General features: G+C 70.8%; 22 protein-coding genes. 13 read left to right on the forward strand and 9 right to left on the reverse strand.

Annotated elements, in window-relative coordinates; translation table 11 throughout:
• Positions 1 to 331: MmyB family transcriptional regulator (locus tag ACFPZ3_RS25845; RefSeq protein WP_465263569.1), on the forward strand; the 331-nt coding region annotated here is incomplete at its 5' end.
• A gap of 61 nt (positions 332 to 392) precedes the next feature.
• On the opposite strand, the gene ACFPZ3_RS25850 is transcribed toward ACFPZ3_RS25845, so the two are convergent.
• Both ACFPZ3_RS25850 and ACFPZ3_RS25855 read right to left on the reverse strand, forming a co-directional pair.
• Positions 393 to 527, reverse strand: a complete 135-nt coding sequence (locus tag ACFPZ3_RS25850; RefSeq protein ID WP_379516810.1) for a hypothetical protein — start codon at positions 525 to 527, stop codon at positions 393 to 395.
• A gap of 64 nt (positions 528 to 591) precedes the next feature.
• Complete coding sequence (locus ACFPZ3_RS25855) at positions 592 to 1,752, reverse strand: sensor histidine kinase (protein ID WP_379516811.1); 1,161 nt, start codon at positions 1,750 to 1,752, stop codon at positions 592 to 594.
• 175 nt (positions 1,753 to 1,927) lie between these two features.
• Between ACFPZ3_RS25855 and ACFPZ3_RS25860 the strand changes: the two genes are divergently transcribed.
• The 3 genes from ACFPZ3_RS25860 (at position 1,928) to ACFPZ3_RS25870 (ending at position 4,481) form a co-directional block, all read left to right on the forward strand.
• Positions 1,928 to 2,980, forward strand: coding sequence for a hypothetical protein (locus tag ACFPZ3_RS25860; RefSeq protein WP_379516812.1), 1,053 nt, complete (start codon positions 1,928 to 1,930; stop codon positions 2,978 to 2,980).
• Positions 2,981 to 3,036: 56 nt separating this feature from the next.
• Positions 3,037 to 3,597 (forward strand): dihydrofolate reductase family protein, encoded by a 561-nt coding sequence (locus ACFPZ3_RS25865; RefSeq protein ID WP_379516813.1) that lies wholly within the window; start codon positions 3,037 to 3,039, stop codon positions 3,595 to 3,597.
• 218 nt (positions 3,598 to 3,815) lie between these two features.
• Entirely contained in the window at positions 3,816 to 4,481 is a 666-nt protein-coding gene (locus ACFPZ3_RS25870) for a hypothetical protein (RefSeq protein ID WP_379516814.1), read from the forward strand.
• Positions 4,482 to 4,803: 322 nt separating this feature from the next.
• On the opposite strand, the gene ACFPZ3_RS25875 is transcribed toward ACFPZ3_RS25870, so the two are convergent.
• On the reverse strand, positions 4,804 to 5,268 hold the full coding sequence (locus ACFPZ3_RS25875; protein WP_379516815.1) for a hypothetical protein: 465 nt from the start codon (positions 5,266 to 5,268) through the stop codon (positions 4,804 to 4,806).
• A 678-nt stretch (positions 5,269 to 5,946) separates the two neighbouring features.
• On the opposite strand from ACFPZ3_RS25875, the gene ACFPZ3_RS25880 reads away from it, so the two are divergent.
• From ACFPZ3_RS25880 to ACFPZ3_RS25905, 6 genes are read left to right on the forward strand one after another with little or no spacing between them, the layout of a single operon-like run.
• Positions 5,947 to 6,651: a class I SAM-dependent methyltransferase gene (locus tag ACFPZ3_RS25880; RefSeq protein ID WP_379516816.1), complete on the forward strand. Its 705-nt coding sequence runs from the start codon at positions 5,947 to 5,949 to the stop codon at positions 6,649 to 6,651.
• Entirely contained in the window at positions 6,639 to 8,189 is a 1,551-nt protein-coding gene (locus ACFPZ3_RS25885; protein WP_379516817.1) for a type I 3-dehydroquinate dehydratase, read from the forward strand. The genes ACFPZ3_RS25880 and ACFPZ3_RS25885 overlap by 13 nt, the downstream gene beginning before the upstream one ends.
• Positions 8,186 to 9,250, forward strand: a complete 1,065-nt coding sequence (locus tag ACFPZ3_RS25890; RefSeq protein WP_379516818.1) for an LLM class flavin-dependent oxidoreductase — start codon at positions 8,186 to 8,188, stop codon at positions 9,248 to 9,250. Before ACFPZ3_RS25885 ends, ACFPZ3_RS25890 begins: the two co-directional genes overlap by 4 nt.
• A gap of 29 nt (positions 9,251 to 9,279) precedes the next feature.
• Positions 9,280 to 10,059 carry a class I SAM-dependent methyltransferase gene (locus ACFPZ3_RS25895; RefSeq protein ID WP_379516819.1) on the forward strand — a complete coding sequence of 260 codons (780 nt, stop codon included), beginning with the start codon at positions 9,280 to 9,282 and terminating at the stop codon, positions 10,057 to 10,059.
• A 1-nt stretch (position 10,060) separates the two neighbouring features.
• Positions 10,061 to 10,942, forward strand: a complete 882-nt coding sequence (locus tag ACFPZ3_RS25900; RefSeq protein WP_379516820.1) for an LLM class flavin-dependent oxidoreductase — start codon at positions 10,061 to 10,063, stop codon at positions 10,940 to 10,942.
• Positions 10,939 to 11,868, forward strand: coding sequence for a hypothetical protein (locus ACFPZ3_RS25905; protein WP_379516821.1), 930 nt, complete (start codon positions 10,939 to 10,941; stop codon positions 11,866 to 11,868). Before ACFPZ3_RS25900 ends, ACFPZ3_RS25905 begins: the two co-directional genes overlap by 4 nt.
• 9 nt (positions 11,869 to 11,877) lie before the next feature.
• On the opposite strand, the gene ACFPZ3_RS25910 is transcribed toward ACFPZ3_RS25905, so the two are convergent.
• A complete protein-coding gene (locus ACFPZ3_RS25910; RefSeq protein WP_379516822.1) occupies positions 11,878 to 13,095 on the reverse strand; it encodes an acyl-CoA dehydrogenase family protein in 1,218 nt (405 codons plus the stop codon).
• A 68-nt stretch (positions 13,096 to 13,163) separates the two neighbouring features.
• On the opposite strand from ACFPZ3_RS25910, the gene ACFPZ3_RS25915 reads away from it, so the two are divergent.
• A complete protein-coding gene (locus ACFPZ3_RS25915; RefSeq protein ID WP_379516823.1) occupies positions 13,164 to 13,862 on the forward strand; it encodes a nitroreductase in 699 nt (232 codons plus the stop codon).
• Here ACFPZ3_RS25915 and ACFPZ3_RS25920 read toward each other — a convergent pair.
• The 5 genes from ACFPZ3_RS25920 to ACFPZ3_RS25940 all read right to left on the reverse strand — a co-directional run bounded on the left by ACFPZ3_RS25920 (position 13,832) and on the right by ACFPZ3_RS25940 (position 21,099).
• A complete protein-coding gene (locus ACFPZ3_RS25920; RefSeq protein WP_379516824.1) occupies positions 13,832 to 15,343 on the reverse strand; it encodes an arsenate reductase/protein-tyrosine-phosphatase family protein in 1,512 nt (503 codons plus the stop codon). The two genes, ACFPZ3_RS25915 and ACFPZ3_RS25920, sit on opposite strands and share 31 nt — an antisense overlap.
• A gap of 307 nt (positions 15,344 to 15,650) precedes the next feature.
• Complete coding sequence (locus ACFPZ3_RS25925) at positions 15,651 to 16,772, reverse strand: copper resistance D family protein (protein WP_379516825.1); 1,122 nt, start codon at positions 16,770 to 16,772, stop codon at positions 15,651 to 15,653.
• Positions 16,759 to 17,322: a copper resistance CopC family protein gene (locus ACFPZ3_RS25930; protein ID WP_379516826.1), complete on the reverse strand. Its 564-nt coding sequence runs from the start codon at positions 17,320 to 17,322 to the stop codon at positions 16,759 to 16,761. The genes ACFPZ3_RS25925 and ACFPZ3_RS25930 overlap by 14 nt, the downstream gene beginning before the upstream one ends.
• A gap of 215 nt (positions 17,323 to 17,537) precedes the next feature.
• The gene (locus ACFPZ3_RS25935; protein ID WP_379516827.1) at positions 17,538 to 19,463 is read right to left on the reverse strand and encodes a multicopper oxidase family protein; all 1,926 of its coding nucleotides are present in this window, start codon (positions 19,461 to 19,463) and stop codon (positions 17,538 to 17,540) included.
• Positions 19,464 to 20,394: 931 nt separating this feature from the next.
• On the reverse strand, positions 20,395 to 21,099 hold the full coding sequence (locus ACFPZ3_RS25940; protein WP_379516828.1) for a C39 family peptidase: 705 nt from the start codon (positions 21,097 to 21,099) through the stop codon (positions 20,395 to 20,397).
• Between the two features lie 301 nt (positions 21,100 to 21,400).
• Between ACFPZ3_RS25940 and ACFPZ3_RS25945 the strand changes: the two genes are divergently transcribed.
• On the forward strand, positions 21,401 to 22,369 hold the full coding sequence (locus ACFPZ3_RS25945) for a GlxA family transcriptional regulator (RefSeq protein ID WP_379516829.1): 969 nt from the start codon (positions 21,401 to 21,403) through the stop codon (positions 22,367 to 22,369).
• Positions 22,366 to 23,013 carry a hypothetical protein gene (locus ACFPZ3_RS25950; protein ID WP_379516830.1) on the forward strand — a complete coding sequence of 216 codons (648 nt, stop codon included), beginning with the start codon at positions 22,366 to 22,368 and terminating at the stop codon, positions 23,011 to 23,013. The genes ACFPZ3_RS25945 and ACFPZ3_RS25950 overlap by 4 nt, the downstream gene beginning before the upstream one ends.
• Positions 23,014 to 23,043 lie beyond the last annotated feature (30 nt).

Below are 23,043 nucleotides of genomic sequence, written 5' to 3' on the forward strand. Positions count from 1 at the left end.
GGCCGGCACCGCGCCGGACGCGCCCGACCTGACCAACCTCGTCGGCGAACTGCTGCTGAAGAGTCCCGACTTCGCCAAGCTCTGGGAGCGCTATGACGTGACCGGCCGCAAGCCCGTCCGCAAGACCTTCCACCACCCGCAGGTCGGCACCATCAACCTCAACGCCCAGTCCATGACCCTGGAAGGCACCCCCGGCCAGCGCCTCGGGGTCTATGTCGCCGAGCCAGGCAGCCCGGACTACGATGCGATGCTGCTGCTCGACCTGACCGCGCCCGAGCCCGCCGCGCACGCGGCCGCGACGGATGAGATGCCGCCGCGCGCACAGCCCTGACCCCATCCGCGATCCACAGAGCGTGGGGGTCGCCCCGGCCCAGGCCCGGGTCCAGCGCTGATCAGCCGGTCGTTGCCGCCACGAAGGTGAACGAACCGGACGGGACGGCGTAGACGGCGTAGCCGTTCTCCATGCGCAGGAAGCCGGCCCGCTGCGAGCTGGTGGTGGGGCGGCGGTCCTTGGCCGGTACCCACACCTCGGCGGTGGTGTTCGGCGGGACCTCGACCGTCAGCCCTCGTAGCCAGGCCCTTACGGCGCCCTCACCGTGGCCACGGCAGCCGGGCCAAGAGTCGGAACCCGCCGTCCGCCGTCTCCCCGTACTCCAACCGGCCGCCGGCCAGCGACGCCCGCTCCGCCAGCCCGGCCAGCCCCGCCCCCGCTCCGGTCCCCGCGAGAGCGGCCGGCCCGCGGTGAAGCGGGTTGCGCACCTCGACCACCAGCTCGTCACCCCGCCTGCCCGACACGAGCACGGTGACAGGCTGACCGGGCGCGTGCTTGCGCGCGTTCGTGAGCCCCTCCTGCACGATCCGGTACGCGGCCCGGCCCGCCGCATCCGGCACCTCGGACAGGCTCACCTCCTGGTCACGCAGCTCGACCCGCATCCCGGCCCGCCGCGACTCCTCCACCAACGCCCCGAGATCCACCCCACCATCCAACGGCGACGGCGCGGGATCACGAAGAACCGAGATGACGGTCCGCAACTCCTCCAGCGCCAGCCGGGCACTCGACCGGATCACCCCGGCCGTCTCCGCGACCTCACCCGCCGTCGCGTCCGCGTTGAACTCCAGCGCCCCCGCGTGCACCGCCAGCAGCGACAACCGGTGAGCCAGCACATCATGCATCTCCCGGGCGATCCCCAGCCGTTCGGCACGACGCGCCTCCTCCGCCCGCAACCGCTGCTCACCCTCCGCCCGGCGCGCCCGCTCCGCCAGCGACGACACCAACTCCCGCCGGGTACGCGCCAGCATCCCCCACCCGGTCACCGCCACCTCGAACAACACCCCGACCAGCGCCCACACCGGATACGGCGCCAACCCCGGCGGCCGCAACGCGAACCTCACCAGCGTCGCCCCCACCCCCGCCAGCCCCACCACGATCGCCACCCGCGGCCGCCGATACAACGCCGCGATCAGCGCGGCCATCCCCGCCGCCACCGACGCCGACGCGGCCGGCACCGACAACGCCATCACCACCAGCCCCGCCCCCACCGGCCACCTGCGGCACAGCCACACCCCCGCACAGGCCAGCACACCACCCACCACATCGGCGACCAGATACCAGCCAGGACCACCCGCCAGATCCCCCCAGAGCACCGCCACCGCCCCGGCGAACGCGGGCACGAACCCACCCAAGCCCGCGACCCAGCCGCCCCGCGACCGGAGCCAGCCGATCCGCACCTCATCCGCGCCGGTCAAAACCACAACCGCCGATCGTAGCCCGACCCGGGGCCCCGCATAAGCAGCCAAGGTCACCCATGCACCACAACCAAAGTCACCACGAGCGGCATCCAAAGTGCCCGGCGGAAGTAACCGGGGCTGCCACGTTCCGGCCGTACGCCAGCAGAAACAGGCCCCCACCGCCCGGCACGCTGATCCCATGAACACATCCGACCCACCGAAGGGCCGCAGGCGCGCCGCGCTGCTGCTCGCGGTGATCACACCGGTCGTCGCCGAACTCACCCTGGGCAACCCGCCGCTCAGCCAGATCTGGCTGCTGCTCCTGTTCATCCCGATCTACGGCGCCGGCACCCTGCTGATCCGCGAACTGGTACGACGGCGCCGCGGCGGTTGGCCATCGATCCTGCTGCTCGGACTGGCGTACGGCATCATCGAGGAGGGGCTGGTGCTTCAGGCGCTCAGCAGCCCCACCATGTACGGGGCGGCCGGATGGGCGCCCAGATTCCTCGGGCTGAACAGCGCCTACACCGAACTCAACCTGCCCTACCACGCCGTGTTCAGCGTGGCACTGCCGATCCTCCTGGCCGACCTGACCGTCCCCTCCCTGCGCGACCGGCCCTACCTGAAACGCGCCGGGCTCGTGGTGACCGCGGTGATCTTCGTGCTGGGCGGGCTCCTGCTGCGGCTGACCGTGGCGACCTCCATCGACCCCGGCTACCAGGCACCAGCCGCGATGCTGGCCGGGTGCGTAGCCGCCGTGGCACTGCTGGCAGTGGTGGCCCTGCGCGTGCTCCCGCCCGTTGCCTCCCACTCGCGGGCCGGAGCCGTTCCCGGGCCCTGGATGGTCGGGGTCCTCGGGGTGCTGGCCGGGTTCGGGTATCTGGCGCTGCTGTTCCCGTTCGGCGGGGCCGTTCAGCCCGCCTTCACCCATGGCGCCTGGGTGGCGGCACCGATGCTGGCCGCAGCAATGCTCGCCGCGCTGACCGGATGGCTGGTACGTCGATGGACGACAAACGGCGGGTGGACCGACCGGCACAGCCTCTGCCTGGCCGGCGGAGCACTGGCAGGACACACCGCGTTCGGGGTGGTGGCCAACGCCGCGACCCTCGCCGACAAGCTGGAACTGTCCGCCCTGGGGCTGCTCACAGTGATCCTGCTGACGCTGCTGGGCCGCCGTACCGGCACCGGGTCGATCATGAAGCCCACCGGCCGTCGTAAGGGACCGAGAACATTTCGCGCCGGAATGATGTAGAGAACGTCGCCACGGTTCGACCCACCCCCGAAAGCAAAAGAGAACAGAGGCGCGACATGCGTAAGATCATCTTCTGGGTGCACACGTCGATCGACGGCCACATCGACGGCCCGAACGGCGAGTTCGACTGGCCCGTGATGGGTGAGGAACTGTCGGCGTACTCCGAGTCGCTGAGTGACCGTTGCGACACCTTCCTGTACGGGCGCGGCGTCTGGGAGGGCATGGTGGCCTTCTGGCCGAACGCCGAGTCGATGTCGGACCACCCCCACATCCTGAAGTTCGCGCCCCTCTGGCGCGAAACGCCGAAGATCGTCTTCTCGACGACGCTGAAGGAGGCCGACTGGGCCGCCCGGGTCATCGGGGACGACCTCGCCGAGCAGGTCGCCGAGCTCAAGCGACAGGACGGCAAGGACCTGCTGCTCACCGGCGGCTCCGGCCTGGCCGCCACGCTCACCGGCCACGGCCTGATCGACGAGTACCACATCGCGGTGCACCCGGTCGTGCTCGGCGGCGGCCGGCCGCTGTTCGCCCCGCGCGACGAGCGGCTGGGCCTGCGGTTGGCCGAGTCGCGAACCTACGATTCGCAGGTGGTCGTGATGCGGTACGACCGCGTCTAGCGGAAGCCGTGGCAGGAGCTCTGCCTGTGGCACCGAGAGTGCCGTCAACGGATTTGCAGCCGGTAGGAGAAGGCCGCGCCGAGGGCCCGGATCACCTCGACGGGGTCGGTCGCGGCGGATGGCTCGCCGCTCCATGGTCAGCGCCGGGTGTCCGTGCACACCCGGGCACTGACGCTCATCTCGAATGTCCACCAAGGAAACGATCAAAAGGGAACCTCATGCCCGAAACCCTGATCCGCAGATACACCGGCCTGTTCGGCATCATCGCCAGTCTCTTCATCGTCGTGCAGGTGCCGCTGTACTTCGTCTACGAAACCCCGCCGGACTGGAACATCCTCACCCGCAGTCTCATCGGCATCACCGGCTGCACCTTCTACATTGTGTACTTCATCGGAATGCGTCAGCTCATCCGCCACGTCAACCCGGCCTACGACTGGATCGCCGGCATTGTCCAGACGGCGGGTGTGCTCTGGGTGGCCATGGTGTTCGTCCCTCAGTCCATGGAGGCGGGCGCGGCGATCTCGGTGGACGGCGACCTCGACACGACAGCGGCGGGGCCGTTCGCCGCGGCGCAGTACCTCATGCAGGGCGCCGTCTCCCGGCTTCTCATGGGCCTGTTCCTGATCGCCCTGGGAATCGCCGTGTCGAGGCTCGGTCTGCTCCCGCGCTGGGTGGGCCGCTCCGCTTACGTCCTCGCCGCGATCAACCTCGCTTTTCTGCCGGCCGTGTTCTTCGGTGACGACCCCGCCGACTTCTACAGCGCACAGGGCTGGGGGACCACCGCCAGCATGGGCGCCCTCTGGAGTCTGTGGACTCTCGCGGTCAGCATCAGCACACTGCGCAGCGCCCGTCACGTCGCGCCCGCGGCCACGAGTTTCGCGTGACTCCAGCTGCCGCCATGGCCAGGACACGGTAGTCGGAGCGCATCACAAGATCGACTGTCTCCGGGTGCGCGGACTTGTCGGCGAGCCACTGACCGCATCACGTTCATCACACCCTGACCTGCGGCGGGACCGCGCCCGGTACGGACGCGGCCCCGCCGGCCCCCTTGCCGGAGTTCACATCGTGCCGTTCGGGCGATGGCCGCACCAGGACGGGAACCGGTCAGGAGGCGGACATTCGAGCAGCGTCGGGAAGGGCCCGGCCCGGTGGCCGGAAGTTCTCATGACGTGGCAGGCGCCCCGCCGTGCGGCGAGAGGCCCGTGCCTACGCTGCTGACGGACGGAATCTTCGGCGGGCACAGAGCCGCCGGGTGATGAGCTTCCAGGTGGTGCGCACCCGCGAGGGCCTGCCCCGTGCGTGATCGCGGCGTGCGTTCCTGATCTCGCGCAGGATCGCCGCGCGCTGCCGGGCCGTGCCCGGCCTGCCCGACAGCATCAGCTCCCAGCGCAGCCTCCGGACGTCACCACCTTCGGGGAGGTAAAAGCTGGCCTCGAACGCGACCTGCAGCCGGTCCGCGGTGAGCCGGGCCAGCTTCATGACGAAGTCGGCCTCGGAGAAGCGCAGGGTGATGGCGTCGAGGTGGCAGCAGCCGGACTTGGCGTCGGCCACCGCCTCGTCGATGAGCAGCGGCACGAATCGGAGCGCGAGCCCGTCCTTGTACACGAGGCCGTTCTGCCGGGGAAGTCCCGTACGAGGCGTGCGGCCGGGACGGGTGCGCGGTACGGGCATGGACAGCCCTCTTCTCAGGTGGACGTGGCGCGGGCGGGCCTCTCAGGATCTTCCGCGCGATCGGATCGTGATTTCCCACAACGATTCGATTCCCACTGTCGCTGTTCGCAAGAGGATTTATCCGAGGCACATTACTGCGGCTGAATCACAGTAATCGACACCAGTTCTGATCGGAAACCTCAGCAGACGTTCATCACCCCACCCAAGGTGCGACCCACGCAGCTCAGTGAAATACTCGTTCACCGGGCGGCCAGGGTATCGACAATGAGTCGAACGACTCTATTGACTATGAGTTCGCCTGGCGATAAGAATGAATTGGGAGTAGTTTCGCCCGACGCTCCCGGATCGGAGCGCGGCGCCTCCGAAGCCGTTCTACCTGCGGCTTGCGAAGGCCGGCCCTCGCCCAGGCTTCCGCCCCGGACCTCCGGCTCACTGACCGCTGCTGAAAGGTAGTAACGCTTTTCACGATCATCGCACCATTCTCCCCACACCCCAAGCCGACCTGCGCAGCCGCGCCTGGAAGAGGCCTGCCGGCGTTATTCCTATGCGCCTTTCCGGTAGTGGCATGCGTCAATGCAGCGGGGCTCTCGATCCGCCTCCGGCCATGACCGGATTGCCGCGGACAGGGAAAGCCCGGTTATCCGCAGTGTCCGCCCAAGGGAGTGAAGGAGTTCCCCCATGTCCGGCGACGGACGGCTTCGCGCCTTCTACCTGAACGCTGACGGCAGCGCGCAGAGCATTTTTCACGTCTGGGAGGAGGGAGGAGCCAAGGGCGATTCGGTCACCCCGTCGACCTACAGCGTCGCCTACCGCCGCTGGATGGTCGACCGGCTGCGCGAGTTGCTCGCCGAGCACGCGTCCCCGGCGCTGCTCGGCCTGGGCTGCGGCAACGCGGCGGTGGAGGCGGAACTCGCCGCCGCCGGCCATGTCGTGCTCGGCGTGGACATGCTGGAGGAGGCGGTCGCCCTGGCCCGTGCGAAAGGCGTGGACGCGGTGTGCGCGGACGCCCTCACCTGGACGCCACCCGCCCGCCCGTGGCCGGTGATCTACGCAGACGGCCTGCTCGGGCACCTCTACCAGCCCGACGCCGGCGTGCACGTCGCACTGAAGCGTTTCCGGTCCTGGCTGCCTCCGCAGGGAGGAACGCTGTTGATCTCCAACGACGGCCCGCGTACCGACGCCGAGGTGGAGCACCATCCCGAGGTGCCCGGGTTCGCCTGGATGTCCAGTGCCTACCTGTGCCGCCAGGCGAAGGAATGCGGCTTCGACGACGTGTCGAGCTGCATGTTCACCTACCGCCGCCCGATCTCCGGGCTACGCGAGCGCGTCATCGTCACCGCCAGCACCGGCGAGCGCCGGCTGGGACGGGCATGGGACTCGTGACCGCCGGAACGGTGTCCGTGGTGGCCACCCTCGGCGGCCCGTCGGCAGTCCCGGCCGGGGTCGGTCGAGCGGTGCGGTGCTTGGAGGTGCGCGCCGATCTGGCCGGTGATCTGGACCCGGCGCTGCTGCGCGAGGACTTCGCCGGCCCCCTGCTCTACACCTTGCGCAGCGCCGCGGAGGGTGGCCGCTGCGCCGACCCGCCGGGCCTGCGCAGGGCGCGACTGCTCGCGGCCGCCGACCGCTACGACCTCATCGACATCGAGGCCGACCGCGACCTGCACCTGGACCTGCGGAACCGCATCCCTCCCGAACGCCGCGTGATCTCCTGGCACGGCCCGGCCACCGGACTGGCCGACCTGCGCCGCAGGTTCCAGATTCTGGCCGCCGTGCCCGCGGGCTGCTACCGGCTCGGCGCGCGCGCCGATTCCCCGGCCGAGGCCGTGGTGCCGCTGCTGCTGCTGAAATCACTCGGCCGCGCCGACGTCACGGCCTACGCCACCGGCCCGGCAGGGATGTGGACCCGGATGGTGGCGGCCCGCTTCGGCGCCCCCATGATCTTCGGCCGCCTGGACGACGCCCCGACGACGACACCCGGTCAGCGCGAAGGCCAGCGGGACGGTCAGCGTGACGGTCAGCGCGACGGTCGGCCCAGCGGTCCGATTGACGACCAGCCGCCGCTGGACCGACTGCTGTCGGACTACCCCCCTCAACTCCTGACCGGCGCGCAGCGCCTGTACGCGATCATCGGAGCCGACACCACGCGCTCGCTGGCCCCCCTGGTGTACAACACCGCCTACCACTGCCTCGGCCTGCCCGCGCTCTGCGTTCCCATCAGCACCACCGACCTGCCCCGCGCGCTGGCCGAGCTGGTGCCGGGGCTCGACCGGCTCGGGCTGCCCCTGGCCGGCGCCACCATCGTGGCCCCGCACAAGGACGCCGCCTTCGCCCTCGCCTCGCGGGCCAGCCGGATGGCCCGGCGCGCCGCCGCGGCGAGCCTGCTCATCCGGACCCGGGAGGGCTGGCGGGCCGACACCGAGGCCGCCGGCGTGGTCGCCACCCTGGCCGGACAGACGGTGACGGTGGCGGGCCGGCGGGTCGCGGTGGTCGGGTGCGGCGGCGCGGGCCGTGCCGCCGCGGCCGGCCTCGCCCGGGCGGGTGCCGAGGTGACGCTGGTCAACCGGGGCACCGCCGGTGGCCTGCGCGCCGCCCGCCTGCTCGGCCTGCCGTTCGTACCGCTGCGCGACTTCGACCCGCGGCCGTACGCCGTGCTGGTGCACGCCACGCCGGTGACCGACGCCGTGCCGTTCCCCGTCAGCGGGCTCGCACCGGGGACGGTGGTGTTCGACCTGAACTATCGGGCCAAGGACACGCCGCTCGTCGCGGCCGGCCGGGCTGCCGGGCACGTGACGATCGACGGCAGGCAACTGCTGCTGGTCGAGCTGGCCCGGCAGTTCCGCCTGATGACCGGCCGGAGTATGCCCGCCGCCGACGTGCGCGCCGCCCTCGGCTTGCCCGTACCACAGGTAGGGCGATCATGAACGCGCGGCCGTTGCGGTTCCACTGGAGCGTGCCGGGCTCGCGCACGGACGTGCGCGGGGCCACGGCCAGGGCCGGGACGAGCGCGCTACCCGACGCCGGCTTGCACGTGGAGTTCGCCCAGCGGGCCGAGGAGGCGGGGATGGACTCCGTCCTGGTGCCCATCGGTCACTACCGGGCCGACCCCGTGACGATGGCCGCGGTCATGGGCGCCGAGACGAGCCAGGTGAGGTTCATGCTCGCCGCGCGCCCGGGGATCGTCTCGCCCACCTACTTCGTCCAGCAGGTCAACACGCTCGCGCTGCTGACCGGGGGCCGCGTCTCGATCAACTCGGTGGCCGGTCACTCCCCGGCCGAGCAGCGCTTCTACGGAGACACGCTCTCCCACGACGAGCGCTACCGGCGGGCCGAAGAGTTCTGGACGATCTGCCACGCCCTCTGGGCCACCGAAGAGCCGGTGGACTTCGACGGCGACTACTACCGCCTGCGCGGGGCACTGCCCGGCGTGCCGTTCGGCGGTTTGCGCGGCCGTCCAGAGATCTACGTCGGGGGGAACTCCGAGCAGGCCGAACGGGTCGCGCGTACTCAGGCCGACTGCCATCTGCGGTTCGCGGCCGCCCCGGACGACCTCGCCGCGCCGGCCACCCGGATGCTGGAGAGTGGGACCGAGACCGGGATCGTGGTGTCCATCGTCGTACGGCCCACCAGGGACGAGGCGGTCCGGGCCGCGTACGAGCTGGTGGAGCGAGCAGGCGAGCAGGCCAGGCGGGCGCAGCTGCAGTTCACCGCCCGCTCCGACTCCGTGGGCTTCGCGGAGGCGCAGACGGCGGCCGGGCGCGAGGACGACTGGCTCACCCCCCACTTGTGGAACGGCGCCGTCCCCTACCTCGGGCCGCCGGCGATGTCGCTGGTCGGGGCGCCCGGCGACATCGCCGACGGGCTGGCGGAGTTCGCCCGGGCGGGGATCAGCCAGTTCGTGTTCCAGGGACGTCCTGACCTGGAGACCATGACGGCGTTCGGCCGCGACGTGCTCCCCCTCGTACGGGAGCGGGAAAGCCGCTGACGCCCCGACCGGAAGGAATTGCAGCAGCGATGGCGACCTGGATCTCCACCCGTACCGGCCAGTTCGCGTACTTCGACCGCCAGCTGGGGCACCCCGGCTGGAGCGGCAGACAGGTGCTCGACTTCGCCGGCAACGTGGGCAACATCCTGCTCGACCCGAACTGCCGGATAGAGCCGGAGAACTACTGGTCGATCGACGTGTCCCGAGATGCGATCTGCGAGGGTCGGCGACGCCACCCCGCGGGGAACTTCCTGTTCTACGACCGCTACAACTTCGAGTACAACCCGACGGGCACCCCCGGGTTGCCCATCCCCGACCCGGGGGTGAGGTTCGACTTCGTCGTGGGCTGGTCGATCCTCACCCACATCGGCAAGGCCGAGACCCTGGCGCTGACGGCCCAGCTCGCCGACCTGATGATCGCCGGGGGCCGGGTCGCGCTCACCTTCCTCGACCCGTGGTGGACGCCGCCGCGGGGCTGGGTCCGCGACAGCGAGTCGCCCGGGATGTCCAACCTGCGCTGGCGGCTGGAGGCCCGCCGCCAGACCAAGCAGGAGATGGACGTGCCCGCGCTGCTCGCCCGAGCCCGCGACACCGAGCTCACCTGGGTCACTCTGGTCAACGACGACGAGCTGATCCTCGACCCCGACGACGACGGCCTGTCGCAGGACAAACCAGAACGCGCCTACATCACGTTCTGCACGCCGGAGTACATGCGGATGCTCTTCCCGGCCGCGCAGATCCTGCCCCCGGTCCCGCCCGAGCGCCACCACTGCCTGGTCGCCGACCAGGCCGGTCTGCGCAGGAGCTGAGGTGGAGCCCACACTGCTGTACTGGACGCTGCCCGGCCCGGCGGCCGATCTGGACGGCCACGTGGCGCTGTGCCGCGAGGCCGAACGACTCGGCGTTCATTCGGTGCTCGTCCCCTTCGCCCCGGCAGGGCCGGACCCGTTCGCCTGGGCGGCGGCGCTCGGCCGGCGCACCGGCAGGATCGGCTTCCTCCTGGAATGCCTGGCCGGAGTCTCGTCCCCGACGTACTGGACGCAGCAGGCCAACACCCTGGCGGCGGTGCTCGGCGGGCGGGTCGGCGTCGTCGTCGCGGCCGGGTGGGAGCCGGTGCGCCAGCTCGGGTACGGCGACGGGATCCTGTCCGACGGCTGGTACGCGCGCCTCGACGAGTTCTGGCAGGTCTGCCACGGCCTGTGGCGCGGGCCGGAACCGGTGAGTCTGGCCGGGCGGCACTACCAGATCGACAGCGCGACGGTGAACGCCCGTTTCGTCTCGGGTGGCCCGCTTGAGCGGCCGGAGATCTCCGTCACCGGCCCGTTCCCGCCGGCCCTGGCCTTCGCCTCCCGGCACGCCGACTGCGTGTTCGTCCAGGCCGAGGAGCCCGAGGAGCAGGTCGCGGCCGTCCTCGACAGCGGCCTGCGGGCCGGGCTGGCCGTGCCGCCGTACGGCATCGCGGACGCGACGGTGCCGCCGCGCGGCATCGCGGACGCGACGGTGCCGCCGCGCGGCATCGCGGACGAGACCGCGGCGGTGATCGGCCGCGGCCGGGCGGCGGGGGCGACGCGGTTCCTGATGTCCGGCGACATCGAGCGGCTGCGGTGGTTCGGCGCGGAGATCCTGCCCCGCATCCGCTCTGCCGTGCACAATGACGCAGGTCAGCCGATGGAAGGAGACACCCGATCATGACGGTGCAGTGCTACGCGCGCGAGGCCGACCGCGTGCCGGACGGCGAGATCCGCACCACCGGCCCGGCGCTCGACCTCAACCCCGTGACGGGCGACTGGGTCAGCGTCACCGGCCTGGCCGGGGGGATCGCCCGCGTACGGACGCGCGCACGCGACGGATCCCTGTCCGTGGCGGCGCGTGGGCGCGGTGGCCCCCGGCCGGGCGCGTGGGGGGAGGTCGAAGCGGACGTCTTCGCGAACGCGCTGAGCTCCCGCGCAGGCTACGCCTTCGCCGCGACCTTCGACGGCGCGCGGATCAGCAGCCGGCTGGAGACCTATCAGGGGCTCGGCGTGCTCGTCGTGCACGCCTTCCACCGCTACACCGACGGTTCAGGGCGCCGTGACTACTTCACCCGCGAGTTCTACGTCCCCGCGGACGCCCCGGACGCCCCGGACGCCCCGGACGCCCCGGACGCGCCGGACGCCGCGGATTCCCTGGATGCCCCGAACGTCGCGGACGATCCGCGCGATCCGCGCGATCCGGGCGAGGATTCCGACGGTGCGATGCCCTTCGGTCCGCCCGGGCCGCCGACGGGCGGCAACGACCCGGAGCCCCTGCTCGGCGCCTGGCACGGCCTGGCCCCCGCGGCCACGAAGAGCATCGCGACGCTGGAGTGCGCGCGGGCCGGCCACGGCCTCGCCGTCCGGGCCTGCGGCGTGGGGACGCGCGGGCCGGTCGAGTGGGGCTGGGCGCCGGCCCGCCTGTACGCCGACGCGCACTACCTGGACAACCCGCCGGCGTTCCTCGCCACGTTCGAACACGCCTACATGCGGGTGCACCTGCAAGTCCGGGTGAACCGCGGTGTCCTCGTGGTCGGCGAGTACACCGAGTTCACCGACGGCAGCGGCCGCCCGGACTACTTCATCCGCGAGTGCTACCGGCGCTGACCACGCCGGTCACGGCTTGTAGAAGGACGCGTCGTGTTCCTGACCCAGCAGCGCCCGGCCGATCGTGGCCAGGACCTGGTCGTCGTTGTCGTGCCGGACGTAGAACGTCAGATCCCGCAGGATCCTCTCCACGGGGCTGGGCCGGATGAGGCTGCGCGCACCGCACACGCGCACACAGTTGTCCACTGTGCGCAGCGCGAGGTGCTCGACCACGTGCCGCGCCCTGCTGCCGGCCAGCCGGGCCTCCTCGCGCTTGCCGGTGTCCCACAGGGTGGCGACATGGCGCAGCCACAGGTACGCCGACTCCACGTCCACCGCCATGGATCCCACCCGGTGCTGGACGTAGGGGTCGGCGACCTTGTCCTGCCGGATCACGTACTTCAGCGCGTACTCGTAGGCGGCCTCGGCGGCGCCGAGGAAGCTGGCCGCGTAGTGCGGGATGAACGCGGTCTGCCAGCCTTCTCGCAGGTAGGCCCCGGGCGCTCCGATGACGTTCGCGTCGGGCAGGCGGGTGCCGTCGAACCTGACCAGGTGGCTGACCGTCGCGCGCATGCCGATCGGGTCCCACCACGAGTCGTCGACGGAGACGGACGGGTCGGACAGGTCGCAGGCCAGCATCAGCAGCGAGTCCCGGCCGTCCGGCGCGTGCCGGGCGCCGCCCGGTCCCTCGGTGTCGACCAGCAGGATCGCCCACTGCGCGCCGGTGGCGCTGGTGGCGAAGACCTTGGTGCCGGTCACCACCCAGGCCCCGTCGTCCCTGACGACGCTGGTGCCGAACCGCCTCTTCTCCCCGGGCTTGGGTGCCTGCGGCTCGCCGCTCCAGCCGACCCACTTCTCGCCGCGGGTGACCACGCCGTCGAACCATCTGCGCTTCTGCTCGGCGGAGCCCAGCGCGTCGACGAGTACCAGCGCGTTGGCGTGCCCCTCCCAGCAGCGGCCCAGGGACAGGTCGGCCTTGGCCAGCTCCTTGGTGACCAGCCACAACGTCAGCGTGTCGCGGGACAGCGGACCGAGCCCCAGCCCGCCGTGCTCGCGCGGCACGGTCGGCGCGTTCAGGCCGGCGGCGAACAGGTCGTCGAAGTCGTCCGCGGGGAACCGCGCCGTGCGGTCGTAGTGGTCTGCCCGTTCCGCACAGGCGCGGGCGACCTGCCCGACCCGGTCGAGCAGCTCCTGTTCGCCGGCGTTGAGGCCCGCCGACGCCAGGCCGGAGGGCAGGGCGGTGGTCACGGCCTCACCTCGGATCCGTACGACGTACCCCTGCCGTCGGCAGGGGCTTGCGAATGCCTGAAGGGCCCATGAACGACGCCTTCCTCTCGATCATCACCAGCCGGCACTGCAAGCGGGCCTTCCTCGCCCGCCCGGTGCCGCGCCGGACCCTGGAGCGGGTGCTCACCGCCGCCGCCCATGCCCCCTCGCCGCGCAACACGCAGTTCTGGCAGGTCGCGGTGGTAACGGGTGAGGCACGCGCGGAGCTGTCGCGCCGCCTGTGCGCCGCCGCGGACTCGGGACGGCGGTACGAGCCGGACTACGGCAACCGGCCCGACCCGATGGGCGAGCCGTACGAGCGGCGCTCCTTCGCCTGGGGCGAGGCGTTCTACGGCGCGATGGGCGTCGACCGGGGCGACGAGCGCGCCCGCCGCGCGTTCGAACGGCGCAACCTGTGCTTCTACGACGCCCCGGTCGTGATGGTGTGCCATCTGCCGCGCAACGCGGTCGCGGGCACGTTCCTGGAAATGGGCTTCTTCCTGCAGAACGTCATGCTCGGGCTGGTCGCGTGCGGGCTCGGCAGCTGCCCGCAGTACAGCGTGGCCCGCTACGGAGAGGTGATCCGCGCCGCTCTCGGCCTCGGCCCGGAGCGCCTGGTCGTGTGCACGCTCTGCGTCGGCCACGTGGACGAGACGGCGCCGATCAACGCCTTCCGCCCCGAGCGGGCCCCGCTCGGGGAGTACACCCAGTGGCACGCTCATCCGAACTCCGCCCCGGACAGCGCGTAGCGCTCCCGCTGCTCGCGCAGCCGCTCGCGGACCAGCGGGCGCAGCCGCGCCACGCACGCGCGGTAGCTCTCCAGCGGCTGGCCGGCCGGGTCGGGGAGGTCGGCATCGGAGTCCAGGCAGAAGACCCGCTCCGCGACCTCGGGCACCATGGCGACCACCTGGTCGCGCTGGGTGCGGGTCATGCAGTAGACCGCCTGGGTGCCGGCGCAGAGCTCCGGGGTGAGCTGCCGGGATCGGTGCTCCGGCGGGGGATCGATCCGGAGCTCGGCGAGCGCGGTGGCGGCCTCGCTGCTCAGCGGTGCCCCCGGCGCCGGGACCGACAGGCCGGCGCTCTCCGCGCGCCACGGCGGCAGATTCGGGTCGGCGGCGATCTCGGCGGTCGCGATCGCGGCGGCCATGGGCGAGCGCGAGGTGTTACCTCCGCAGACGAACAGCAGCTCATCGCGCAGTTCGCGCCGGGCACGCCGGGCTCGGAGCCGGGCCACGATCGCCGGGTAGCTCAGCAGGATCGCCACGAGGATCGCCATGCTGGTCGCGACGTACTGGGCCGGGCTGGGCAGGGCCGCGCCGAAGGCGGCGTACAGGCCGATCGAGGAGACGACTCCGGCCAGCAGACTGGAGGAGACGTGGACCGGCATGCCGAAGGAGAACTCGCGCCGGTCGAGGTAGATCAGGGTCGTCATGATGAACAGCCCCTCGTAGCACACCCCGATCAGCATCGCGGGCAGGGACACCGCCGGCTCCGCCACGATCCAGGCGAAGCCCGTGCGCAGCGCCTGCATCCACGACCCCAGCCCCACCAGCGCCGGGATCGCCAGGAGCAGGAGCAACACGACAGGCGTGGCCATGTGCTCCTCGATGAGGTAACGGCGGTCGATGAGCGGGTCGCCCTTCTTCGCATGGACGCCCATGATCCGGAACCGGTTGGCGTAGCCCACCGCGTAAAGGGCCAGGCTCAGCACCGCTCCGGCTGTGAGGGTGTAGTTGTCGATGTCGGTCAGGGCGATGACGGCGGACGCCAGCGCCACGACGACGGCCGCCGCCGAGTACCAGTGGATTTTCCTGCGCCGCACGATGTCCATGCTCGGTGCGATGAGCAGCGTGCTGATACGCATGAGAATGAGCATGAACACGATCGAGGCGTTCGGAAAGGTGAAGTTGAGTGTCGTGGAGCCCACGATAAGGGACATCCAGAAAGCGGATTCCAGAGTGTGGCGGGAGGGGAAGGGAATCTCGCGCCCGGCTATCGTGCGGCGTCCCGAATAACGCCACCACCCGCTGGCGAGCACGAAGACCGGCATGGCCACGAGCTGGCCGAGCACGGCCGCCGGGAGCAGCACCAACCCCCCTACCGGATGGTCGATCCCGGGGAGCAGGCCGTTGGAGACGGCTTTGGCCAGGGCGCTGTAGGGCGAATACCACAGGAAATATCCGAGTCCAAGACCGAACATTCCGAACAGAACGAAGCGCCGCTTGGCCATGCCGCCTCCCAGGTCTGCCGCCGAGCCGGGAAAGCGCGGAAAGGGCGGCCGCGCAGGCTCAGCGAACAATGGGGGTCGGCAAATGACAGTTTGTCATGCCAACCGTCAAACGGCAAGCAACGGCAAAGCAGACCTACGGAGGACGGAACGCGCCCTTGATGTGTTTCGGAAGCGAAGGCCGGGGACGAGCCGACCCTTGTACATCCCCGGCCTCTGCCCCGCCGCGCTCCCAGTCGCCCACTGTGAGAACGGCGTCAGAGGAACCCCGGCGTCGGCCCGGCGAGCCGAGGTTTCCGATTTCCTCGGGTCATGTACCGCCGGACACGATCGCCGGCGCGGGCGCCTCGCGGTCGCTGTGCTGCAGGATCGTGTCCGGTGACGCGCTGCGCGACAGCGCCACGGCCAGCGCGACGGCGACCACCATCACGACGACCTCGGCTGCGGCGAGCCGGATGAACGCGCGACGCGAGCGGTCACCCTCGGTGGCCCTGACGCGGCGGACCGTGTGCCGGCGGTGCCACCAGCCGAGCACGCCGAGCGCGACCAGCGCCGCCACCTTGAGTATCACCAGCACCCCGTACCGCGACCCCCACACCGCCGGCACCGACCCGAGCAGGTTCCAGGCGGCCAGGGCGCCGCTGGCCGCGATCACGGCATAGCAGAGCAGCGCGATGGTGCTGAAGCGCGGCACCGCGACGGCCAGCAGGGACGGCTCCTTGCGCACGTACGTGAGGAGCGCCGCCAGGCCGCCGACCCACAGCGTCATGGCGACGACATGCACGATCAGGCTGTACTTGAGCACGTCGCCGTGCGCCGCGTGGCCCTGCAGGGCCATGGGCACCACGTTGTAGACCGCCAGCAGCAGCATGGCCACCGCGCCCAGCCGGGTCCGCGTGAGAAGCAGCCCCGCCGCGATCACCAGTGCCAAGGCGGTGGTGGCGACGAACTCGGGAGCGTCGGGGAACGTCCGGGCCGGGTCGGTGAGCAGCTTGCCGATCGGCAACTCCGTCACGGCAGCCGACAGCACGTTCGCCCAGCTGAACAGCAGGAGCGCGGCGCTGCACAGAGCCCAGCCCAGGGCCAGCCGGGCGGCGGCGCGCACGCAGCGCATGGCGATGGCGCCCGCCCGTGGATCGTGCTCTGGCAGCAGCAGGCGGGCCAGCAGCAGGCCGACGACGCCGATCGACGACAGCTCCGTCGCCAGCTTGGCGGCCGCCAGACCCCAGCCGGTGAGCCCCCCGGTGCCACCGATGAGCAGCCCGTTGACCTGGGACGGGGTGAGGTTGCCGCCGAGCCACATGCCGAGGGCGAGCGCGGCGGCGGCCGCGGCGACCGCCGCCGCGACGTAGGCGACGGGCCGCCTGCGCCACGGGGCGGGCAGGCCGATGCTCCGCCACAGGACCGGCGGGCGGGTGCTAGTCGAGGTCACGGGTCATCCTCCTGCCGAGCAGCGCGGTGCCGAGCACCATCGCCAGGGACAGGACCCCGGCGAGCCAGGACGCCCAGGCAGGCGCGTTGTTCACCGAGTCCGCCAGCGACGCCGGCGGTACGAGGGCGAGCGGGGCGGGCGCCTCCACGGCCATGACGCCGCCGGCCGCCGGTCCCGGCACGGTGAGCGTGAACCGGATCCCGCCGGCCAGAGGATGCCCGTCCGCGGCCACGACGCGGAAGGCGACCTGATACTCGCCGGGCGGGCCGAGCGGCATCATCGGCTGCGTCAAGGTAGCCCTGACGACCCGTGGTGGTCCCGCCTGGTAGGCCCGGCCGTCGGGGCCGCGCACTTCGACGCGGTAGCCGAAGGTGACGAGGCGGCCGGTGAACTCCAGCACCAGGTGGCTGGGCGCCGTGCCGACGCGCCCGCCGTCCTGCGGGCTGCTGGCCTTCAACGACGTGTGCGCGGCGGCCCGCAGGGCCGGCGCGGCGGATTGGGCCGCGGCCGGCAGGACCGGCGCGGACAGGAGAACGGCGCCCACCGTCACACAGACGATCGCACCGAGGATCGGACGAACGGCACCGGTCGGCCATCGTGGGGTGTGCGACACCGGTGCACCTCCTCTCAACCTGCCGCGGAGGGGGCAGGCGAGCTTGTGGACGTCGGCTGGGGGACGGCGGCCCGCGGTGGCACGGCACGGCGGACGTGCCGCCGCGGGATGACCGCCCCGGCCTCGTCGCCGGAGCGGTCCCGCCATCGCGATCAGCTGACGCGGAAGAAGCGCATCATCTCGTGATCTTCGTGCTCGACCAGGTGGCAGTGGTAGATATACCTGCTGGACAGGTCGAACGGGGCGATGAACCGGGTGATCTGCCGCGCGGGCGCGAAGCAGGTGTCCTTCTCGCCCGTCTCCCAGGGGGACAGCGGGCGTTTGACTCCGGTCGGCTGGCCGTTGGCGTCCAGGTCCTCCCGCTCGATGAGCTGGAACTCGACGAGGTGGATGTGGAAGGCGTGGCCGCCGCCGACGCCCGGCATGTTCCAGACCTCCCAGAGCGCGCTGTTGCCCCTCGTCACCGTCTGGGAGATGGGATCCGTCCACAGCTCCAGGCGGTTGGCGCCGGCGCCGTCGATCACGCCCATCTGGAACCGTTTCTGCTGGCCGGCGGCGAACTGGTTCTCCAGCACGTTCATGCTGACCCGGTGGGTCTCGCTGATGGGGCCGAAGTTACGCCTCGCGGGCAGCGGGAGCTGGTCCGGAGGCAGGGTCGTGTCGGTGCCCTGCAGCGGGACGACGCGGAACTTCATGATCTGGCCGACGTTGCTGACGTCGTTGATGCCCAACGTCCCGGTGACGAGGTCGTTGATCAGGTAGAACTCGCTGCCCACCGAAATGCCGGTGAAGTCGACGACGAGGTCTACGCGCTCGGAGGTGAACATCATGACGCCGGTGTTGGTGGCGTGCAGCGGCTGCGCCCGCGGCAGGAAGCCGCCGTCCGCGCCGATCACCCAGGTCGGCACGGCGATCGCCCCCGGACGTGCGGTCGGGTCGCGGACGATCTTCAGCGACATCGTGCGGAAGTTGTCGGCGTTCAGCAGCCGGAACCGATAGCGGCGCGGCTCCACCTCCAGCATGGGCCAGGTCGTGCCGTTCACCGTGGAGGCGGTGCCCTGGAAGCTGGAGTTCCAGTAGGGCGGGATGTCGGAGGCCGGGATGTAGGGGCCGGTCAGGTCGCTGGTGCCGGGGAAGAGGATCGAGCCGTCGTCGTTGAAGGTCTTGTCCTGCAGCACCAGCGGGATGTCGTAGTATCTCCGGCCCGCCGGGTCGCCGGGCGCCGGTCTGGGACCTGGGACCGTGCCGGCGGGCAGGTCGGCGCTGCCGCCGCTGAGGATGTAGTACCCGACCAGGCCGGTGTTGACGTCGGCCCGGGTCATGCCCAGGACATGGTCGTGGTACCAGAGCGTGGTGGCGCGCTGGTCGTTGGGGTAGACCGAGGTCAGGGAGCCCGTCGCCCAGTTCACGCCCCAGCGGGCCAGCGCCTCCTGCCGGAACGGCTCGTAGTCGGTGCCGACCCTGGCGTATCCGCTCGGGATGTTGCGCGCGTTGGGCAGGTACCAGGTCTGGGGCAGCCCGTCGCTCTCCTCGAAGACGTGGGCGCCATGCAGGTGGACGACCATCGGCTGCGGCCCCGTGTACGGCGGCGGGGTGCTGGTGAACGTCGGCGTGGAGTCGCGGCCGCTGTTGCCGCCCGGCGGGTTCGCCCAGTGGATGGTCGGGTCCACGGTGTTCAGCGGGGGCAGGTAGTTGCCGCGGGAGTCGACGAGCTGGTTTATCCAGGTGACCCGGGTCTGCCGGTCCACCCTGTTCTCGATCGTGTAGCCGGGGGAATGGAAGGTGCCGCTGCTGCCGGGGTAGCCGTAGCCGTTGACCGTAGTCCGCGGGAAGCCGGGAGGCAGCACCTGCTGCGCGATGCGGCGCTGCGCGACCTGGTACTCCAGACGGTCGGAGCGGACGACGGTCGGCGGCATGGCCGGCAGGATGAACAGGGGGGTCACGTACTTCGGGATGGAGTTGGGGTCGATGACCGCGGCGGCGGCGCTGCTGCTCCCGAGGAGCAGCCGGGGGCCGCCGATCGCGGCGGCGGCGCCTGCGACGACACCGCCCTTGAGTAACTGTCTACGGGTGGTCATGGTTGGTGCCGACCTCCTGTCGGGCATGGGGTGATAGCCAGCCGCGGCACCGGGCGGACGGGCGAACGGCACAGGAGTGCCCGTCGGCTCGCACGGGACGTCAGGGCAGGCGAAGCGCGAGCTGCTGGGTAAGAAGGACGACAGGAACGCCGCGCACCGGGACAGAACGGCCCGATGCGCGTCGCCCGTGACAGACGGCGGAGGGCATCACAGGGCGAGGCGTCGCTAGATCGCCTGAGGAGGCAGCTGAGTCGCGCCGCGACGGCGCACGGACGCACGACGACGAGTGGAGATCTCACGAGCGGACGAGGGGGCTTCGGTCCAGTGTGCCGCCAAACTTCGTCTCCCGGCGGCCTGGCCCGTGGTCACGTCTGTCGCGGGAACTCGCCTTCGTGTCGCGCTGGCATGATCGATCTCGCTCCGCATCTCGAGAGAGGAACGTTACGAGGCGGGTCGGCTTCGCAGCTCTCCTCGCCGTGACCACCGCGCCATGGGCGTTGGCTCAGTGGTCGGAGAGCCGTTCCTGGGGAAAATATGAGATACCGTCAAGTTCGATGTAATGGTTCATCATCTAAGACGATCAGGCAACATGACCCCCGCGACAGGATTCCCTGCCGGGGTTTCGTACCCAGGAGATACCCGGGGCCGCCGCTCGTCCTGGAAGCGCTGCTGACCTGCTCTTACCTCCGCTTCGCAGACTTCCCGCGGGGGCCGGCGGGCGACCCGGTAGCCCTGGATCTGTGCCCCATATCCACGTTCCGGCTCTCCCTGAACACGCGCCGCCCCCGCTCACCGCGCACCGTGCTCCACAGTTAGTGTCCACCGCGACAGGTCCGCCACCGCTGCGAGGTCGTCGCCACGATCACCCGCTATGACGAAGCGGGGGACAGCGCCATCCTCGGCGCTCTCATCAACGAGTACTGGGTCGACGTCAAAGCTTGGAGATGTAGTACATGTTGCCGGCCGGCTGGAGGACCTTGGCCAAGGTGGAGGCGCTGATGGTGTGGACGCCACCGGTCGCCTTCCACGGGTCGTAGACGGTAATGGTGCCCGCCGTCTTGTCGTAACCGTAGGCGATGATCGCGTGCCCTATCCTGCCCTTGGTCTTGATCTTGCCCTTGTTCCAGGGCAGCTGCTCCATCCACACCGCGAGCACCGGCGCCCGGTGCAGGTCGCCGATGTTCCCCGAGACCCGGTTCATGAGCATGAGCGCGTTACCGTCCGCGTCGGTCGGGCTCGTGTACTTGTAGCCGCGCGACTTGACGTAAGCGTTGATCACCGGCAGAGCGTTCGAGCCCTTGGTGCCGCCGGAGGCGGTCGTCTTCATCTTCTTTGCGAGGGTCGACTGGCTGACGCTGACGCCGAAGGTCGACAGGCTCATCGAGGACGAGGCGGGCACACAGAAGTAGTTGGTCTGTTGCCGCTGCCCCTTGAGGCTGAGCCGGTACTTCAGGGGCGTGAACAGGCCTTTGGGCGTCGCGGTGGTGGTCGCGGTAGGGGTGGAGGTCGCGGTAGGGGTGGAGGTCGGGGACGGAGCCGGGGTGGGGGACGCATAGGCCGGAGGTATCACGGTGAAGCCCAGAGCGCCCACGGCCGTGGTGAGGATGATGCCGGTCTTCGCTCTACGGTTCTTCACTTTGCTAACTCCCTGCACAAGCTGACTGACAATGGTCAAGAACCATAGTTGATTCGTCAAGATTGTGTAAACCGGGGCAGATGGTGACGGTTGGTCACAAGGAGTGTGCTCAGCGCTCCTGCCCTTTGGCACCGCACACCTTCTTGACCTTGGCGCCGGTCAGGGTGAGCGCGCCGGGTTCTTCGCCCACTACGACCACGAGCATGTCGTGGTACAGCGCGAGGCTCGCGTACGGCGATGTCCGGATCTGTGGGTTAGTGGTCCTTGTGGACCTTCGGCCAGGAGCGCAAGGCTTGGCGGCGTGAAAGATCTGGTGGTGGCCGTCTATGACGGAGTGGTGCTGCTGGATGTGGCCGGGCCGGTGCAGATCCTGCACGGATCCCAGGGTTACCGCATCCGGCATGCCTCGGTCGATGGGCGGCCCGTGCGCACGGATGTCGGCGTCGCGCTGGGCGTCGATCTGGCTCTGGGCCAGATCGAGGGCCAGATCGACACCCTGCTGGTGCCGGGGTACGCGCCCCCGGACGGCGACCGCCCCGGCGAGGCGTTTCTTGACCTGCTGCGTGGCCTCGGCGCTCGCGCGCGCCGGGTGGCGTCGGTGTGCACGGGCGCGCTGCTGCTGGCCGAAGCCGGTCTGCTCGACGGGCGGCGGGCCACCACGCACTGGGCCGCCTGCGCCGACCTCGCCTCCCAGTTCCCGGAGGTCACCGTGGAGTCCGACGCCATCTTCGTCCGGGACGGACCGGTCGTGACCGCGGCCGGGGTCACCGCCGGAATCGATCTGGCGCTGGCCCTCGTCGAGGAGGACCACGGCCCGGACCTCGCGCGGGCGGTGGCGAAGTACATGGTCGTGTTCCTGCAACGCCCGGGAGGCCAGTCCCAGTTCAGCGTCCGCGGGGCCGTCCCCTCAACGCGTCATGCGGCGTTGCGGGGCCTCCTGGATGCGGTCGCGGCCGAACCGGCGGGAGAGCACACCCTCGCGGCGATGGCTGCCCAGGCAGCGGTCAGCGAGCGTCATCTGACCCGGTTGTTCCGTCGCGAAGTCGGGTGCACCCCCGGTCAGTACGTCGAGCGGATCCGGGTGGAGGCCGCGCAGGCACTCCTGGAAACCAGTGCCGACAGCGTGGCGACGATCGCCCGCAGGTGCGGTCTCGGCTCCGACGAGACGATGCGCCGGACGTTCCTGAAGGTGGTGGGCACTACCCCGACCACCTACCGCCGGCGCTTTCGCACATCCCTTCCGCCGACGTCCCACAAGGAGGCCCTATGAGTCCATTCCCGCACCGCCGCACGCTGCTGGGAGCCACCCTCGCCGGCGCGGCCGGGACGCCCACCCCCGCCACGGCGGCGCCCGCGCCCTCACCGACACCGTCATCGCCCAGGGCCTGGCCGATCCGCGCAAACCTGAAGCTTGAAGAGGAGTTGCCCATGCTGGAAGCCGTCCTGCTGTCAATTCACGTGCTGACCGCCATCGTGTTCATCGGCGGATCGGCCGTCGCGACGAGCCTGTTCCCCCGCTACGCCCCCGTCGCCACCGCCGTGCCCGCCGGGCCGAGTGCGCTCACAGGCTCGGCACCGCCGGAATCGGGCGAGCGCAATGTCGCCGTGGCTGCCGCATTGCACCGCATCAGCCGCGGCTATGCGGTCATCGCCCTCATCGTGCCGCTGGCCGGGATCGTCCTGGCCTCAGTGCAGGGCCGGATGGGGGAGATCTGGATCACCGTGTCGATGGTCCTCACCGCCGGCGCGGCGGTCCTGCTGGCCACACAGATCGTCCCGCGTCAGCGGGCGGCGTTGAGCGCGCCCGGCGAGGCGGCACCGCTGCGCAGGTTGTCCATGCTCGCCGGGCTGTACAACCTGGCCTGGGCGGTCGTGGTGGTCCTGATGATCGCCCGGCCGGGCGCGCAGGGGTGAGCGGCATGCGCCTGTTACGCGAGATGGTCG

It is taken from the genome of Nonomuraea insulae (assembly GCF_042656245.1).

Bases quoted from the DNA above. Each gene is read 5' to 3' on its own strand.
- ACFPZ3_RS25870 (WP_379516814.1), top strand. From the start codon at position 3,816: ATGCCCGAAACCCTGATCCGCAGATACACCGGCCTGTTCGGCATCATC.
- ACFPZ3_RS25915 (WP_379516823.1), top strand. From the start codon at position 13,164: ATGAACGACGCCTTCCTCTCGATCATCACCAGCCGGCACTGCAAGCGG.
- ACFPZ3_RS25950 (WP_379516830.1), top strand. From the start codon at position 22,366: ATGAGTCCATTCCCGCACCGCCGCACGCTGCTGGGAGCCACCCTCGCC.
- ACFPZ3_RS25935 (WP_379516827.1), bottom strand. From the start codon at position 19,463: ATGACCACCCGTAGACAGTTACTCAAGGGCGGTGTCGTCGCAGGCGCC.
- ACFPZ3_RS25885 (WP_379516817.1), top strand. From the start codon at position 6,639: ATGGGACTCGTGACCGCCGGAACGGTGTCCGTGGTGGCCACCCTCGGC.
- ACFPZ3_RS25920 (WP_379516824.1), bottom strand. From the start codon at position 15,343: ATGGCCAAGCGGCGCTTCGTTCTGTTCGGAATGTTCGGTCTTGGACTC.
- ACFPZ3_RS25875 (WP_379516815.1), bottom strand. From the start codon at position 5,268: ATGCCCGTACCGCGCACCCGTCCCGGCCGCACGCCTCGTACGGGACTT.
- ACFPZ3_RS25895 (WP_379516819.1), top strand. From the start codon at position 9,280: ATGGCGACCTGGATCTCCACCCGTACCGGCCAGTTCGCGTACTTCGAC.
- ACFPZ3_RS25865 (WP_379516813.1), top strand. From the start codon at position 3,037: ATGCGTAAGATCATCTTCTGGGTGCACACGTCGATCGACGGCCACATC.
- ACFPZ3_RS25860 (WP_379516812.1), top strand. From the start codon at position 1,928: ATGAACACATCCGACCCACCGAAGGGCCGCAGGCGCGCCGCGCTGCTG.
- ACFPZ3_RS25880 (WP_379516816.1), top strand. From the start codon at position 5,947: ATGTCCGGCGACGGACGGCTTCGCGCCTTCTACCTGAACGCTGACGGC.
- ACFPZ3_RS25905 (WP_379516821.1), top strand. From the start codon at position 10,939: ATGACGGTGCAGTGCTACGCGCGCGAGGCCGACCGCGTGCCGGACGGC.
- ACFPZ3_RS25890 (WP_379516818.1), top strand. From the start codon at position 8,186: ATGAACGCGCGGCCGTTGCGGTTCCACTGGAGCGTGCCGGGCTCGCGC.